Origin of the sequence: Mesorhizobium sp. M0778, assembly GCF_040320105.1 — a bacterium.
In the GTDB taxonomy this organism is placed as follows: Bacteria; Pseudomonadota; Alphaproteobacteria; order Rhizobiales; family Rhizobiaceae; genus Mesorhizobium.
Genome location: NZ_JAMYPA010000027.1, coordinates 63,621 through 77,332, shown reverse-complemented (window position 1 = coordinate 77,332; position 13,712 = coordinate 63,621). Strand labels below are relative to the sequence as shown.

Below are 13,712 nucleotides of genomic sequence, written 5' to 3'. Positions count from 1 at the left end.
ACGGCGTAATCGAAACGGGGCGTTTCGGCGCCCCGTTTTCGGTCGCACCGCAATGCAAATAATTGCGAGATATTGGCGCGAGGCACCCCCCTCTGTCCTGCCGGACATCTCCCCCTCAAGGGGGAGATTGGACGTCACCTCGGCTTTCGCCAATCACGGACGTTGCAGGAGCGAGCGGATCGCCGAAGCTGCCGATCTCCCCCCTTGAGGGGGAGATGTCCGGCAGGACAGAGGGGGGTGCTGTCCCGCCGACATTTCCTACCAAGGCACGACACTGATCTCCGGCCAGTTCTCCCTCGCACGCGCGCCCTTCATCTCGTGCGTCTGCTGATTATCTAGTGCACGGTTCGGGGTAACGCGAAACGAGAAGATGTCGTCGAGCCCGAACGGCGCCACGAGCGCGAGTTGCCCATCGGTGCCGAATCTAACGCCGACCGCATGGGTTTTCGAAGCGAAATAGGACAGCGCCTCGGCGGACGACGACAGTCTGGGATAGGAACCGCCAAAGCGCGCCTCAAACCACAAATGCACCCGCGCCTGGTTGCGCACTTCGACCGGCAGCGTCAGTCCTTCGAACTGCTTCGCCGCCCGGCGGATGACCGTGTCCTCGGCCTCGTAAGACAGATCGCTCTCATCGAAATAGAACAGATCGACATCACGAATGCCATATCCCGAAGGCTTCGCCGTCAGATGATTCCAGACGCTGTTGTAAAGCGCGCCGGACACGACCAGCCAGTCGGGGAGGTCGAGCGCCCGTACCCGCGACAGCGTCTCGCCGACCAGCGGATCGGCCGAGACGATATCGAGAAAGGCTGCACGCTGTTCCTCGAAGGGCAGCCCTGAATAGCGCAAATGGTTCATCGCCCTTTGGAGGGCGATTCGCCATGCGTCCGCAATCCCTCAGCCGCGCAGCACGCCGCCGGTCTGTTTGCCGACATTCTCGACGATGCGCTTGGCCAGCGCCTCGAAATCCTCGTCGGTCAGCGTCTTTTCGACCGGCTGGATCGAAACTTCGATGGCGATCGACTTCTTCGCCGCGCCGAGCGCTGCACCCTCGAAAACATCGAACACCGAGACGCCGGAAATCAGCTTCCGGTCTGCGGCAAGGGCGGCGCGAACGAGTGTGCCGGCTTCGACCGCCTTGTCGACGACGAAGGCGAAATCGCGCTTGACCGCCTGGAAGGCGGACAGATCGAGCCTCGGCTTTGTCCGCGTCGGCTTGGCCTTCGGCTCGGGCACGGCATCGATGAACACCTCAAACCCGCAAAGCGGACCGGAGACGTCAAGCCCCTCCAGCGTCTTCGGATGGAATTCGCCGAACGTGCCGAGCACGACCTTCGGCCCGAGCTTGATCGTGCCGGACCGGCCGGGATGATACCAGGCCGGGCCGCCGGCCTCGATCTGCAGCCGCTCGACCGGCGCGCCGCAGGCTTCGAGTGCAGCGATGGCGTCGGCCTTGGCATCGAAGACGCCGACGGCGCCGGCATTGCCTGCCCAATGGCGGCCGGAGCCCTCGAGCTTGGCGGTGCCGCGCCGAACGCCGGCGGCAACACGCCGCTGCTGGTCGGCGCCGTCGCCCTCGTAAGTGCCCGACACTTCGAACAGCGCGACATCGCCGATGCCCTTGTCGGCGTTGCGCTGCGCGGCCGCGATCAGGCCCGGCAGCAGCGACGGCCGCATGTCCGACATATCGGCGGCGATCGGGTTGGCAAGCTTCAGCGCCTGCTGGCCGCCGCCGAACAAATCGGCGTGTTTTGCCGGAATGAACGACCAGGTGACGGCCTCCATCATGCCGCGCACGGCAAGTGCCCGCTTGGCGGCGCGGGTGCGGATCTGCAGCACAGTCAGGATCTTGGCGTTGACCGCGTCGTGGCTGCCGAGCGGCTGCGGCGCGATATTGTCGACGCCGTGGATGCGCATGACCTCCTCGACCAGGTCGGCCTTGCCGTCGACATCCGGCCGCCAGGACGGGACCGCCACATTGACGACATCGCCCGTGCCCTCCGGCTTGAAGCCGAGGCGGGCAAGAATGTCGAGGCTCGTCGAGCGCGGCACTTCGATGCCGGTCAGCCGCTTCACGTCCGACAACGGGAACGAGACGATCTTCGGCCGATGGCCGGCATAGCCGACGACTTCGGTTTGCGTCGGCGTACCGCCGCAGAAATCGAGCACCAGCCTCGTCGCCAGCTCCACACCGGGAATCATCATTTCCGGGTCGACGCCACGCTCGAAGCGGTAGCGTGCATCGGTGATGATGCCGAGCGTGCGGCCGGTGCGGGCGGTGGCGATCGGGTCCCAAAGTGCCGACTCGATCAGCACGTCGGTGGTGTTCTCGTCGCAGCCGGAATGCTCGCCACCCATGATGCCGGCGATCGACTCGATACCATCCTGGTCGGCGATGACGCACATCTCCGGCGTCAGCGTGTATTCGCGGCCGTCGAGCGCCAGCACCTTTTCGCCGTCGCGTGCCCGGCGCACGGTGAGATTGCCGGTGACCTTCGCAGCGTCGAAGACATGCAGCGGCCGGCCGCGATCGAAGGTGACATAATTGGTGATGTCGACCAGCGCACTGATCGGCCTCAAGCCGATGGCGAGAAGCCTTTGCTGCAACCATTTCGGCGACGGTCCGTTCTTGACGCCGCGCACCAGGCGCAGCGCAAAGCCGGGACAGAGCTCCGGCGCTTCGATCGTCACCTTGACCGGCGTCTCGCCCTTGCCGGGGATCGGCTCTATCGGCGCGCTCTTCAGCGTGCCGAGCCCGCTCGCCGCCAGATCGCGGGCGATGCCATAAACGCTGGTCGCATCCGGCCGGTTCGGCGTCAGATTGATTTCGATCAGCGGATCGTCGAGATGGGCATAGGCGGCGAAACTGGTGCCGACCGGCGCATCGGCCGGCAGGTCGATGATGCCGTCATGCTCCTCGGACAGTTCGAGCTCGCGCTCGGAGCACATCATGCCGTGGCTTTCGACGCCGCGGATCTTGCCGACGGTCAGCGTCACGTCGATGCCGGGAATATAGGTGCCGGGTGCTGCAAAGGCGCCGATCAGGCCCGCGCGGGCGTTCGGCGCGCCGCAGACAACCTGCACCGGCGCCCTGCCGTCGCCGGTGTCGACGGTCAGCACGCGCAGCCGGTCGGCGTCGGGATGCTGGACTGCCGTCAGCACCTTGGCGATGACGAAAGGTTTCAAGCTCGCCCGGTCGTCGACATGCTCGACCTCGAGGCCGATCGAGGTGAGACGTTCGACGATTTCCGCCAGCGAGGCATCGGTCTCGAGATGATCCTTGAGCCAGGAGAGGGTAAGTTTCATGACTGTGTTCCGTCTGGTCTGGGCACGCTGGGCTTGAAGCTATGCGGCCGCGCGTCGGACATGTGCAGGAAGGCTAGCTGCCCGCGGATTTGCTGCGGCCCGGTTGTCACGCGCTTAGCCCGCCAAACAGCGTCGGCATGTCGAGCGGCCTAAAACCGTAATGCGACAGCCAGCGCACATCGGCGTCGAAGAAGGCGCGCAGGTCGGGCATGCCGTATTTCAGCATGGCGATGCGGTCGATGCCCATGCCCCAGGCGAAGCCCTGGTATTCGTCGGGATCGAGGCCGCCGTAGCGGAGCACGTTGGGGTGGACCATGCCGCAGCCTAGGATCTCCAGCCAGTCTGAGCCTTCACCGAAGCGCACCTCGCCAGGCCGCGAACGGTCGCACTGGATATCGACCTCGAGGCTGGGCTCGGTGAACGGGAAGAAGGACGGCCGGAAGCGCATCTTGACGCTCGGCACCTCGAAGAAGGCCTTGCAGAACTCCTCCAGTACCCACTTCATGTTGGCGACGTTGGCCGATTTGTCGATCACCAATCCCTCGACCTGATGGAACATCGGTGAGTGGGTGGCATCGGAATCCTGCCGGTAGGTCTTGCCAGGAATGACGATGCGGATCGGCGGCTTCTGCATCTCCATGGTGCGGATCTGCACCGGCGAGGTGTGGGTGCGCAAAAGCTTGCGTTCGCCCTGCTCGTCCGGCTGGAAGAAGAAGGTGTCGTGCATCTCGCGCGCCGGGTGGCCTTCCGGGAAGTTCAGCGAGGTGAAATTGTAATAGTCGGTCTCGATGTCGGGACCTTCGGCGATGGCAAAGCCGAGATCGCCGAAGATCGCCGCGATCTCGTCGATAACCTGGCTGATCGGATGGATGCGGCCGCGCTCGGCCGGCGATTGTCGCACCGGCAAGGTGACGTCGACCTTCTCGGCGGCAAGCCGTGCCGTGATCGCCACATCTTTCAGCTCGGCGCGACGGGCCGAAAGTGCCTCGGTGACGCGGTTCTTGAGGCCGTTGATTGCCGGGCCTTTGACCTGGCGCTCCTCGGCGCTCATCGAGCCGAGTGTCTTCAGTATCTCGGAGACCGAACCCTTCTTGCCGAGGGCAGAGACACGCACCGCCTCGATTGCTTGCTCGTCGGCGGCAGAGGCGATCTCGGCCATCAGGGAATTTTCGAGAGTTTCCATGTCACTCATGTTCCAGACCCGATTGGAAGCAAAGAAAAACCCGCGCCAGCCCTGCCAGCGCGGGTTTCCCAAATCAAGTGTCGAATAGCTTGGGAAGCGCTGGTCTTAAGCGACAGCGCTTTCAAAAGCGTTCGGCGTGGTGTTCTTGAGGTATTCGAGCGCGACCTTGGCCTTGGCCACGAGTGCGGCAAAAGCCTGCGGCTCGTGGATGGCCATGTCCGACAGGATCTTGCGATCGATCTCGATGCCGGCCTTGTTGAGACCGTCGATGAAACGGCCATAGGTCAAGCCATGCTCATGCGTCGCCGCATTGATGCGCTGGATCCACAGCGCGCGGAACGAACGCTTGCGATTCTTGCGGTCGCGATAGGCGTACTGCAGCGACTTTTCCACCGCCTGCTTGGCGATGCGAATGGTGTTCTTGCGGCGGCCGTAAAAACCCTTGGCGGCTTTCAGGACCTTCTTGTGCTTGGCGTGCGAGGTGACGCCTCTCTTTACGCGTGCCATGTCATGATCTCCTTAAAAGCAATTCCAGGAAAAGTGCCTAGCGGTTTTCCGTTCGGAATTGCGTAAAACAAATGCGTGTCCAGACCGAATGCCCTTATTTGGCGCATGATGTTTTCCAAAAAGTTTGCAACTTTTTGGCATCATGCCCTAGAGGCCGTTCGGCAGAAAATTCTTGATGACCTTCTTGCCATCCGGTTCAGCCAGAACCATCGTGCCGCGGGCATTTCGAATGAACTTGTTGGAACGCTTGATCATGCCGTGACGCTTGCCGGCCGCAGCCGACAGAACTTTACCCGTACCTGTGATCTTGAACCGCTTCTTGGCGGCCGATTTGGTCTTCATCTTGGGCATTTTGCTACTCCGTTTATATGCGCACCAATGCGCTTTTTGTTCGCTTCAGGCCGACCAAAGCCCGAAAAGCAAATGAAACCGCCACGGCATGCCCTGCCGGGCGGTTTTTTTGGAACGCGGTCATATACGTCAAAGCGAGGGCGCGCGCAACACCCAGCGCTCAGCAACCTTGTAGTGCTCAGGGGAAACGGAACAGCACCGGTAATATGCCCGACTGCTGGGCGCCGTCGATCAGTTCGAAAGCCGGCAAGGCAAGGAGGAACACCAGCCCGTCCAGTAACGTGGTTCGCAGCAGGCGCGGCTTGAAGCTGCCGGTGTCGCCTTCCTGATACAGTGACAGTTTCGGGAAGAAGCGCGGCACTTTCGCCAGATAGGCCTGGTATGGCGCGCCGAGAACCTCCTTGAGGAATTTCTCCTCGCGCAGGATAACGATGTAAAAGGCACCCGCGCAGAGCGCTCCAAAGCCGATCGTGGCCGCGATGGAGCCGATCTGTGCGCCGACACCAGCGGCAGCTAAAGTGGAGAAAAGGTAGAGTGGGTTGCGCGTGATCGAATAGGGTCCGCCGGTCACCACTTCGGAGGATTTGCGTCCGCCGATGTAAAGCGTCGACCACAAGCGCCCGACGATGCCGAGAAAGATCAGCACGACGCCGACCATTTCGATCGTTTCATGCACTGGCGTATCGGGAGGGAAAACCGACTGGCCGAACAGCAGCGCCGCGAACATCACCATGATGAGAACGGCAAGTACCATCCTGCGCATATGCTGGTAGCTGCCAAGCCCGTGCTTAACTTGCGCGTATCTGACTTCATTGACCATGTCGGGAATCCGATCGTCGAGGGAACCAGAGCGTCGTTGCTCTCGCCGGCGATCGCAGCGTCTGGCCAAGAAAACAGGCGCCCCGCCGATCGCCGGGACGCCTTGCAACATGATTCAGGCGGATTTAATGCATGTCGCCCAAAAGTGCGCAGCGGTTTTGGGACAACGACATGCACAAAACAGAACTAAAGCGCAACGCGCTTTAGCGGGGCGCCAGCACCATCATCATCTGGCGGCCTTCGAGCTTCGGTTCGGCTTCGACCTTGGCGATGGGCGCCACTTCCTCGCGAACCTTATTCAGAAGCTGCATGCCGAGTTCCATGTGCGCCATCTCGCGACCGCGGAAGCGCAATGTCAGCTTGACCTTATCGCCTTCCTCGAAAAAGCGCCGGACGGCCTTCATCTTGGTCTCATAGTCGTGGCTGTCGATGTTCGGGCGCATCTTGATCTCCTTGATCTCGATGACCTTCTGGTTCTTGCGCGCCTCGGCCGCCTTCTTCTGGTTAGCGTATTTCAGCTTCCCGAGATCGAGGATCTTTACGACGGGCGGCACTGCATTGGGCGATATCTCGACCAGATCGAGCCCAGCCTCTTCGGCGAGCAGCAATGCGTCGTTGATGGAGACATCGCCCCGGTTCTGGCCTTCGGCGTCGATTAGCTGGACCCGGGGAACCCGGATATCACGGTTGGAGCGCGGGCCTTCCTTGGTGGGCGCCGCTGCTTTGAAAGGTCTGCGAATGGTCGTGGTCTCCTTGAGCCGTTTCGTTAAGGGGTTCTTCAGTTCAGAATTGCGAACGCGCAATGTGGTGAGCGCGCGGTCGGAGTCAATAGCACAGCATTCTCAGGAAATCACCTGCTCGATGAATGCTCCTCTGCACCAAGCGAAGAAAGTAACAGAGCACTTTTCGTTGAACCCCCGCTTGTGCCAAAAGACCGGCGCGAGGGAATACACCATGAGCACCACCACCCCGATCTTCCTAGACGTCGACGGGACGAGCATCGCCGTCAGGCATGCGGCAGGTGCCGAGCCCGGCATCGTCTGGCTTGGCGGCTACAAATCCGACATGCTGGGCACCAAGGCCGAAACCCTGTCGGAATGGACGCGCAAAGACGGCCGGGCCTTCCTGCGCCACGATTATTCCGGCCATGGCGAATCGGGTGGCGCCTTTGCCGACGGCACCATCTCGAAATGGCTGGGCGAGAGCCTGGCGGTTTTCCGCCGCTTCACCCAGGGCAGGCAAATCCTGGTTGGTTCGTCGATGGGCGCGTGGATCGCGCTGCGCATGGTGCAGGAATTGCGTAAGGCGGGCGAGAACAGCGTCGCCGGCCTTGTGCTGCTGGCCCCGGCGCCCGATTTCACGTTCGAACTGGTGGAGCCGGTGCTGACTGGGGCGCAGAAGCGCGACCTCAGGAAAAAGGGTTTCTTCGAAGAGCCGTCGGACTATTCCGTCGAACCGTACATCTACACCCGCGCACTGATCGAGGACGGCCGCAGCAACCGGGTGATGACCGGGCCGATCGACACGCACTGCCCGGTCCATATCCTGCAAGGCCTGGCCGATCCCGACGTGCCGTCGAGCCATGCGCTCAAGCTGGTCGGCCTGCTGCCGGCCGACGACGTCACGCTGTCGCTCATTCCGGACGGCGACCACCGCCTGTCGCGACCTCAGGATCTCGATATGCTGGTGCGGGTGGTGGACGCGATGGTGCGGCAGGCGGGATAGAGACATGCGCATTTCCATTCCGGTGTCCGCCTTTGTGGCGGCGATCGTCGGCTTCGGCGGTACGCTGGCCATCGTCATTGCCGCCGCCAAGGCGGTCGGCGCAACGCAGGTCGAGACCGCAAGCTGGGTGACGGCACTCTGCCTGGCGATGGCCATCGAGAGCCTGTGGCTGTCGTGGCGCACGAAAATGCCGGTCATCACCGCATGGTCGACGCCGGGCGTCGCGCTGATCGCCGCATCGACCGGCTTTTCGATGGGCGAGGCGGTTGGCGCCTTCATCGTCACTGGGGTCCTGCTGGTCGCCACCGGCCTGTTCGGGCCATTGACCAAGCTGATCGCCAGAATACCGGCTTCGGTCGCGTCCGGAATGCTGGCCGGCATCGTCGTAACCTTCGCCATCAATGCGGTGAAGACCGTGCCCGTCGACCCCTGGCTGATCCTGCCGCTGGTTGCGGTCTTCTTCGTCATCCGCCTGTTCAACCCGGCGCTGTCGGTGCTGTTGGTGCTGATCGGCGGCGGTCTCGCGGCCTTTCTTACCGACCGGGTCGGCGGTCTGCCGGCACCGGAACTCTCGAGCTTGACGCTGGTAATGCCGCAGTTCACCGCCGCTTCGATCATCGGCCTGGCATTGCCGCTCTATCTGGTCACCATGGCCTCGCAGAACCTATCCGGCCTCGCCGTGCTGAGGGCAGCCGGCTATCATCCCGAACCCGGGCCGCTGATCGGCGTCACCGGCCTGTTTTCGCTGCTGACGGCGCCGTTCGGCGCCTCGACGACCAATCTGGCGGCGATCTCGGCGGCGATCTGCACCGGACCCGACGTGGATCCTGATCCGGCCGAGCGCTGGAAGACCGGCCCGTTCTACGCGCTGGCCTATCTTGTCTTTGCCCTGTTCGGCGCCTCGCTGGTGGCGATCTTCGCCGTATTGCCGCAGAGCCTGATCGCGCTGGTCGCCGGCCTGGCGCTGATGGCACCGCTCGCCAATGCGCTGTCGATCGCCTTGAAAGACGAGGACGAGCGGATGGCCGCTACCGTCACCTTCGCCGTCACCGCATCAGGGCTGACGCTGTTCGGCGTCGGCGCGGCGTTCTGGGGCCTGATCGCCGGATTGGTCGTGCTTTTCCTTGAAATGCTCAAAAAGCGATAATCATTTCAGCCGCTTGTCCGGTTTTGGCGGTTGCTGTCTTGAATCGCCGTTTTCTCCATCCCATTTCGATTCCACGCAGCCGGATTTGGCTGTCTCCAACTGAAGGATTGGGAGAAATGAACACATCTGCATTGATCCGTCCGGCCTGGACGCCGGCGACCATCGCGCTGATGGTGATCGGGTTCATGGTGTTCTGGCCGCTCGGCTTCGCCATGCTCGCCTACATCATCTGGGGCGACCGGCTCGACGGCTTCAAGCGCGACGTCAACCGCGCCACCGACGGCATCTTCGCCGGCTGCCGCCGCGGTTCCGACAAGGCCGCGCGCTGGGGGCACGGCTCCGCCCGCACCGGCAACGTCGCTTTCGACGACTGGCGCGAAAAGGAACTCGAGCGGCTTGCCGAGGAACGCCGCAAGCTCGACGAGATGCTGAGCGAGTTCGACGAATATGCCCGCGAATTGCGCCGCGCCAAGGACCAGGAAGAGTTCGATCGTTTCATGGCCAACCGCAACAAGTCGACGTCTCCCACGACCGGGTCGACGACGAACAACAAAACCACCGGCAAGTCCACGCCAGGCCTGCTCGACGAGTAAGGGTCCCGTGCCCAGATAGATAATCCAACGGCGTCGCGTCAGCGGCGCCGTTTCTTTTTTGTTCTAGTCGTTTCCCTCGAATCACGTATCGTCCCGGAATGTCCTTCGGCTTCTTTCGCACCCCGACGAAACCCAAGCCCACGCCCGTCGTGGAGCGCGAGCATTGCGTTGCCGGCCGCACGCTGCCGCTCAAGATCGTCGAGAACGACAGGGCGCGGCGCCTGACGCTGCGCATCGATTCCGGCGGCCGCGGCCTGCGCATCACCGTGCCGCCGGGGCTGCGGCGCGGCGAGGTGGAAAGATTCCTCGACCGTCATCAGGACTGGCTGGAGCAAAGGCTGGCCAAGGTGCCCAACCGGCCGCAGGTGCGGCCCGGCATCAAGATACCGGTGCGCGGTGTGCCGCATCGCATCGTCCATGAACCGTCGAAACGCGGTACAGTCACGCTGTCGCGCGACGAGCGCGGTCCGCTGGTGATCGTGCATGGTGAGCGCCTGCATCTGCCGCGCCGCATCGCCGATTTCCTCAAGCGCGAAGCCAAGCGCGAGATCGAGGCGCTGGTGACCAAGCACAGTGCTGCGGTCGGCAAGCGCGCCAAGGCGATCCGCTTCAAGGATACGTCGAGCCGCTGGGGGTCCTGCACGTCGGACGGCAATCTGTCGTTTTCCTGGCGCATCATGATGGCGCCGCGGCCGGTGATAAACTACCTCGTGGCGCACGAGGTGGCGCATCTCAAGGAGATGAACCACGGCCCGAAATTCTGGAAATTATGCGAGCAGCTGTGCCCGGACACCGAGCGCTGCAAGGATTGGCTCAAGCGCAATGGCGGCGCGCTGCAGGCGATCACGTTCGAGTAGTTGTCCGATCAATCGTCATTCGCCGCGTTCAACTCCTCCGGCCGCAACCCCTCATCGACATGGCGCGGCCAAGGCAGAAAATCCTTCTCGAAGCCATCGTTGCTGAAATAAGCCAGCGCCCGATGCGCCTCCGCGCCGTTGAAGGCTGCCTTGTCCATCAAATGAGCGATGACCTCATGGGCCTGCGCCAGCTTTTGCCTGAGTTCCGCGACGGTCTTTTCCGGCATGGTCTTTGTTCTCCCGCCTTTGTGCCTGAGCAAGGTAGCGCGTTGCGCTCTTATATTAGCAAGGTGGCGCGTTCCGCTCTTACATTAGCAAGGTAGCGCGTTCCGCGCCGGCGGCAAACAGGATGCTTTTTCTCGACTCTTTGGTCGTTTCGTGCCAATCCCGCGCCATGGCGCTGGACATCAAGATATGCGGATTGAAGACTGACAAGGCACTGGCCGCGGCATTGGCCGGCGGCGCCAGCCATGTCGGCTTCAATTTCTTTGCCAAAAGCCCGCGCTATGTCGAGCCGGTGGAAGCCGGCCGCCTGCGCGAAGCGGCGCGCGGCAAGACCAAGGCGGTTGCGGTGACGGTCGACGCCAGCGACGCGTTCCTGGACGAGATCGTCGAAAAAATGCAGCCCGACATGCTGCAGCTTCACGGCGCCGAAACGCCCGACCGGGTGGCTGAGGTGAAGGCGCGCTACGGCTTGCCGGTGATGAAGGCACTGCCGGTCAGCGAGGCTGCCGATCTCGAGCGGGTTAAACCCTTCATCGGCATTGCCGACCGCTTTCTGTTCGATGCCAAGCCGCCTAAGGGTTCGGAACTGCCGGGCGGCAACGGTCTTGCCTTCGACTGGCGCATTCTGGCCGGCCTTGACGCCGGCGTCGATTACATGCTTTCCGGTGGGCTCAATGCCGGCAATATCGGCGACGCCCTTCGGCTGGCGAACCCGCGCGGAATAGATCTTTCCTCAGGCGTGGAAAGCGCGCCGGGGGTCAAGGAACCGGCGCTGATCGAACAATTTTTCCGGGCCGTCGGGGCAGCACGCGACAACCGCGCCGCCTGACCACGCTTCAAACCACAGACCAGGAGATCGGCGATGGATAAGCCGGCGATACCGAATTCCTTCCGCACCGGCCCCGACGAGCAGGGCATGTTCGGCATTTTTGGCGGTCGTTTCGTTGCCGAAACGCTGATGCCGCTGATCCTTGAGCTGGAGCGGCACTGGAACGAGGTCAAGAACGATCCGGACTTCAAGGCCGAACTGACCGATCTCTCGACGCATTACGCCGGGCGGCCGTCGAAGCTCTATTTCGCCGAAGGCTTGACCAGGCATCTTCGCGAGGTTTCCGCAGCGAAGGGCCTCGGCGGGGGCGCAAAGGTCTATTTCAAGCGCGAGGATCTGAACCACACCGGCTCGCACAAGATCAACAACTGCCTCGGCCAGATCCTGCTCGCCAAGCGCATGGGCAAGACGAGGATCATCGCCGAGACCGGAGCCGGCCAGCATGGCGTCGCTTCCGCTACAGTGGCGGCGCGCTTTGGGCTTCCCTGTATCGTCTATATGGGCGCGACCGATGTCGCCCGGCAAAGCCCCAACGTCTTTCGCATGAAGCTTCTGGGCGCGGAAGTGCGGCCGGTGACCGCCGGCCACGGCACGCTGAAGGACGCCATGAACGAGGCGTTGCGCGACTGGGTGACCAATGTCGAGGACACCTATTACCTGATCGGCACCGCCGCCGGCCCCCACCCCTATCCAGAGCTGGTGCGCGACTTCCAATCGGTGATCGGCACCGAGGCGCGCGCCCAGATCCTCGAGCAGGAAGGCCGGCTGCCGGACACCATCATCGCTTGTGTCGGCGGCGGTTCCAACGCCATCGGCCTGTTCCATCCCTTCCTCGACGACAAAGAGGTTCGCATCATCGGCGTCGAAGCCGGCGGCCGCGGCCTCGATGGCATCGAGCATTGCGCTTCGATGAGTGCCGGCGCGCCCGGCGTGCTGCATGGCAACCGTACCTACCTCCTGCAGAACGCCGACGGCCAGATCATGGACGGCCACTCGATCTCGGCCGGGCTCGACTATCCCGGCGTCGGGCCGGAGCACTCGTGGCTGCGCGATTCCGGCCGCGTCGACTATGTGCCGATCCTCGACGACGAGGCGCTCGAGGCGTTTCAGCTGACGACGCGCGTCGAGGGCATCATTCCGGCGCTGGAATCCGCCCACGCTATCGCGCAGGCGGTGAAGATCGTGCCTGATATGGACAAGGACCAGATCGTCATCGTCAATCTGTCCGGCCGCGGCGACAAGGACGTGCATACGGTGGCCAATATGCTGGGCATGGAGATCTGATCATGACCACCCGTATCGACCGCCGCATGGCGAAGCTGAAGGCCGAAGGCCGACCGGCACTCGTCACCTATTTCATGGGCGGCGACCCCGACTACGACACGTCGCTGTCGATCATGAAGGCGCTGCCTGGCGCCGGCAGCGACATCATCGAGCTCGGCATGCCGTTTTCTGATCCAATGGCCGACGGCCCGGCGATCCAGGCGGCCGGCCTGCGGGCGCTGAAGGGCGGCCAGACACTGGTCAAGACGCTGAAGATGGCCTCGGAATTCCGCGCCGGCGACAATGAAACGCCGATTGTCTTGATGGGCTACTACAATCCGATCTACATCTACGGCGTCAAGCGCTTCCTGAGCGACGCGCTGGCCAGCGGCATAGACGGGCTGATCGTCGTCGACCTGCCACCGGAGATGGACGAGGAGCTTTGCATCCCGGCACTCAAGGCCGGCATCAACTTCATCCGGCTGGCGACCCCGACCACCGACGACAAGCGCCTGCGCAAGGTGCTGCAGAACACGTCGGGCTTCGTCTACTATGTCTCGATGACCGGCATTACCGGCTCGGCGCTGGCCGACACCGGCAAGGTGGCGGCAGCGGTCAAGCGCATCAAGAGCCATACCGACCTGCCCGTCTGCGTCGGCTTCGGCGTCAAGACCGCCGAGCAGGCGCGCACCATCGGTGCCTCGGCCGACGGCGTCGTCGTCGGCACGGCGATCGTCAATGCGGTCGCCAACGTGCTCGGGCCGAAGGGCGAAAAGACCGCCGATCCGGCAGAAGCTGTCGCCACGCTGGTCAGCGGGCTGTCGCAAGGGGTTCGCGCGGCTCGCCTTGCTGCCGCCGAATAGTCTTGATCATCTGGTTGACCATGATCTTTGCCGAAAACCGG

At 63.0% G+C, this 13,712-nt stretch carries 15 protein-coding genes; 7 read left to right on the top strand and 8 right to left on the bottom strand.

What is annotated here, in order from left to right; genetic code table 11:
- Positions 1-258: 258 nt before the first annotated feature.
- The 7 genes from NKI22_RS27570 to infC form a co-directional block, all read right to left on the bottom strand.
- On the bottom strand, positions 259-861 hold the full coding sequence (locus NKI22_RS27570) for a nucleotidyltransferase family protein (RefSeq protein ID WP_352484467.1): 603 nt from the start codon (positions 859-861) through the stop codon (positions 259-261).
- Positions 862-900: 39 nt separating this feature from the next.
- Positions 901-3,309: a phenylalanine--tRNA ligase subunit beta gene (gene pheT / locus NKI22_RS27565; RefSeq protein WP_352484468.1), complete on the bottom strand. Its 2,409-nt coding sequence runs from the start codon at positions 3,307-3,309 to the stop codon at positions 901-903.
- Positions 3,310-3,415: 106 nt separating this feature from the next.
- Positions 3,416-4,501 carry a phenylalanine--tRNA ligase subunit alpha gene (pheS, locus tag NKI22_RS27560; protein ID WP_023718300.1) on the bottom strand — a complete coding sequence of 362 codons (1,086 nt, stop codon included), beginning with the start codon at positions 4,499-4,501 and terminating at the stop codon, positions 3,416-3,418.
- A 96-nt stretch (positions 4,502-4,597) separates the two neighbouring features.
- Positions 4,598-4,999 carry a 50S ribosomal protein L20 gene (gene rplT, locus NKI22_RS27555; RefSeq protein WP_006201247.1) on the bottom strand — a complete coding sequence of 134 codons (402 nt, stop codon included), beginning with the start codon at positions 4,997-4,999 and terminating at the stop codon, positions 4,598-4,600.
- Positions 5,000-5,146: 147 nt separating this feature from the next.
- On the bottom strand, positions 5,147-5,350 hold the full coding sequence (rpmI, locus tag NKI22_RS27550) for a 50S ribosomal protein L35 (protein WP_006201248.1): 204 nt from the start codon (positions 5,348-5,350) through the stop codon (positions 5,147-5,149).
- Between the two features lie 178 nt (positions 5,351-5,528).
- A complete protein-coding gene (locus NKI22_RS27545) occupies positions 5,529-6,170 on the bottom strand; it encodes a methyltransferase family protein (RefSeq protein ID WP_023718299.1) in 642 nt (213 codons plus the stop codon).
- A gap of 202 nt (positions 6,171-6,372) precedes the next feature.
- On the bottom strand, positions 6,373-6,909 hold the full coding sequence (gene infC, locus NKI22_RS27540) for a translation initiation factor IF-3 (RefSeq protein ID WP_023677573.1): 537 nt from the start codon (positions 6,907-6,909) through the stop codon (positions 6,373-6,375).
- Between the two features lie 214 nt (positions 6,910-7,123).
- On the opposite strand from infC, the gene NKI22_RS27535 reads away from it, so the two are divergent.
- The 4 genes from NKI22_RS27535 (at position 7,124) to NKI22_RS27520 (ending at position 10,491) form a co-directional block, all read left to right on the top strand.
- Positions 7,124-7,894 carry an alpha/beta hydrolase gene (locus tag NKI22_RS27535; RefSeq protein WP_352816592.1) on the top strand — a complete coding sequence of 257 codons (771 nt, stop codon included), beginning with the start codon at positions 7,124-7,126 and terminating at the stop codon, positions 7,892-7,894.
- Positions 7,895-7,898: 4 nt separating this feature from the next.
- On the top strand, positions 7,899-9,041 hold the full coding sequence (locus tag NKI22_RS27530; RefSeq protein WP_352591212.1) for a benzoate/H(+) symporter BenE family transporter: 1,143 nt from the start codon (positions 7,899-7,901) through the stop codon (positions 9,039-9,041).
- A gap of 116 nt (positions 9,042-9,157) precedes the next feature.
- A complete protein-coding gene (locus tag NKI22_RS27525; RefSeq protein WP_352495238.1) occupies positions 9,158-9,634 on the top strand; it encodes a DUF2852 domain-containing protein in 477 nt (158 codons plus the stop codon).
- 98 nt (positions 9,635-9,732) lie between these two features.
- Entirely contained in the window at positions 9,733-10,491 is a 759-nt protein-coding gene (locus NKI22_RS27520; protein ID WP_352816598.1) for a M48 family metallopeptidase, read from the top strand.
- 8 nt (positions 10,492-10,499) lie between these two features.
- Here the strand turns inward: NKI22_RS27520 and NKI22_RS27515 are convergent, their stop codons facing one another.
- On the bottom strand, positions 10,500-10,718 hold the full coding sequence (locus NKI22_RS27515) for a hypothetical protein (RefSeq protein ID WP_023718294.1): 219 nt from the start codon (positions 10,716-10,718) through the stop codon (positions 10,500-10,502).
- 167 nt (positions 10,719-10,885) lie between these two features.
- On the opposite strand from NKI22_RS27515, the gene NKI22_RS27510 reads away from it, so the two are divergent.
- Genes NKI22_RS27510 through trpA form a run of 3 tightly spaced genes read left to right on the top strand, consistent with a single transcriptional unit; the run spans position 10,886 to position 13,671 of the window.
- Positions 10,886-11,545 (top strand): phosphoribosylanthranilate isomerase, encoded by a 660-nt coding sequence (locus tag NKI22_RS27510; RefSeq protein WP_352816658.1) that lies wholly within the window; start codon positions 10,886-10,888, stop codon positions 11,543-11,545.
- A 33-nt stretch (positions 11,546-11,578) separates the two neighbouring features.
- On the top strand, positions 11,579-12,829 hold the full coding sequence (gene trpB / locus NKI22_RS27505) for a tryptophan synthase subunit beta (protein WP_023718292.1): 1,251 nt from the start codon (positions 11,579-11,581) through the stop codon (positions 12,827-12,829).
- Between the two features lie 2 nt (positions 12,830-12,831).
- Complete coding sequence (trpA, locus tag NKI22_RS27500; RefSeq protein WP_352484473.1) at positions 12,832-13,671, top strand: tryptophan synthase subunit alpha; 840 nt, start codon at positions 12,832-12,834, stop codon at positions 13,669-13,671.
- Positions 13,672-13,712: the final 41 nt, after the last annotated feature.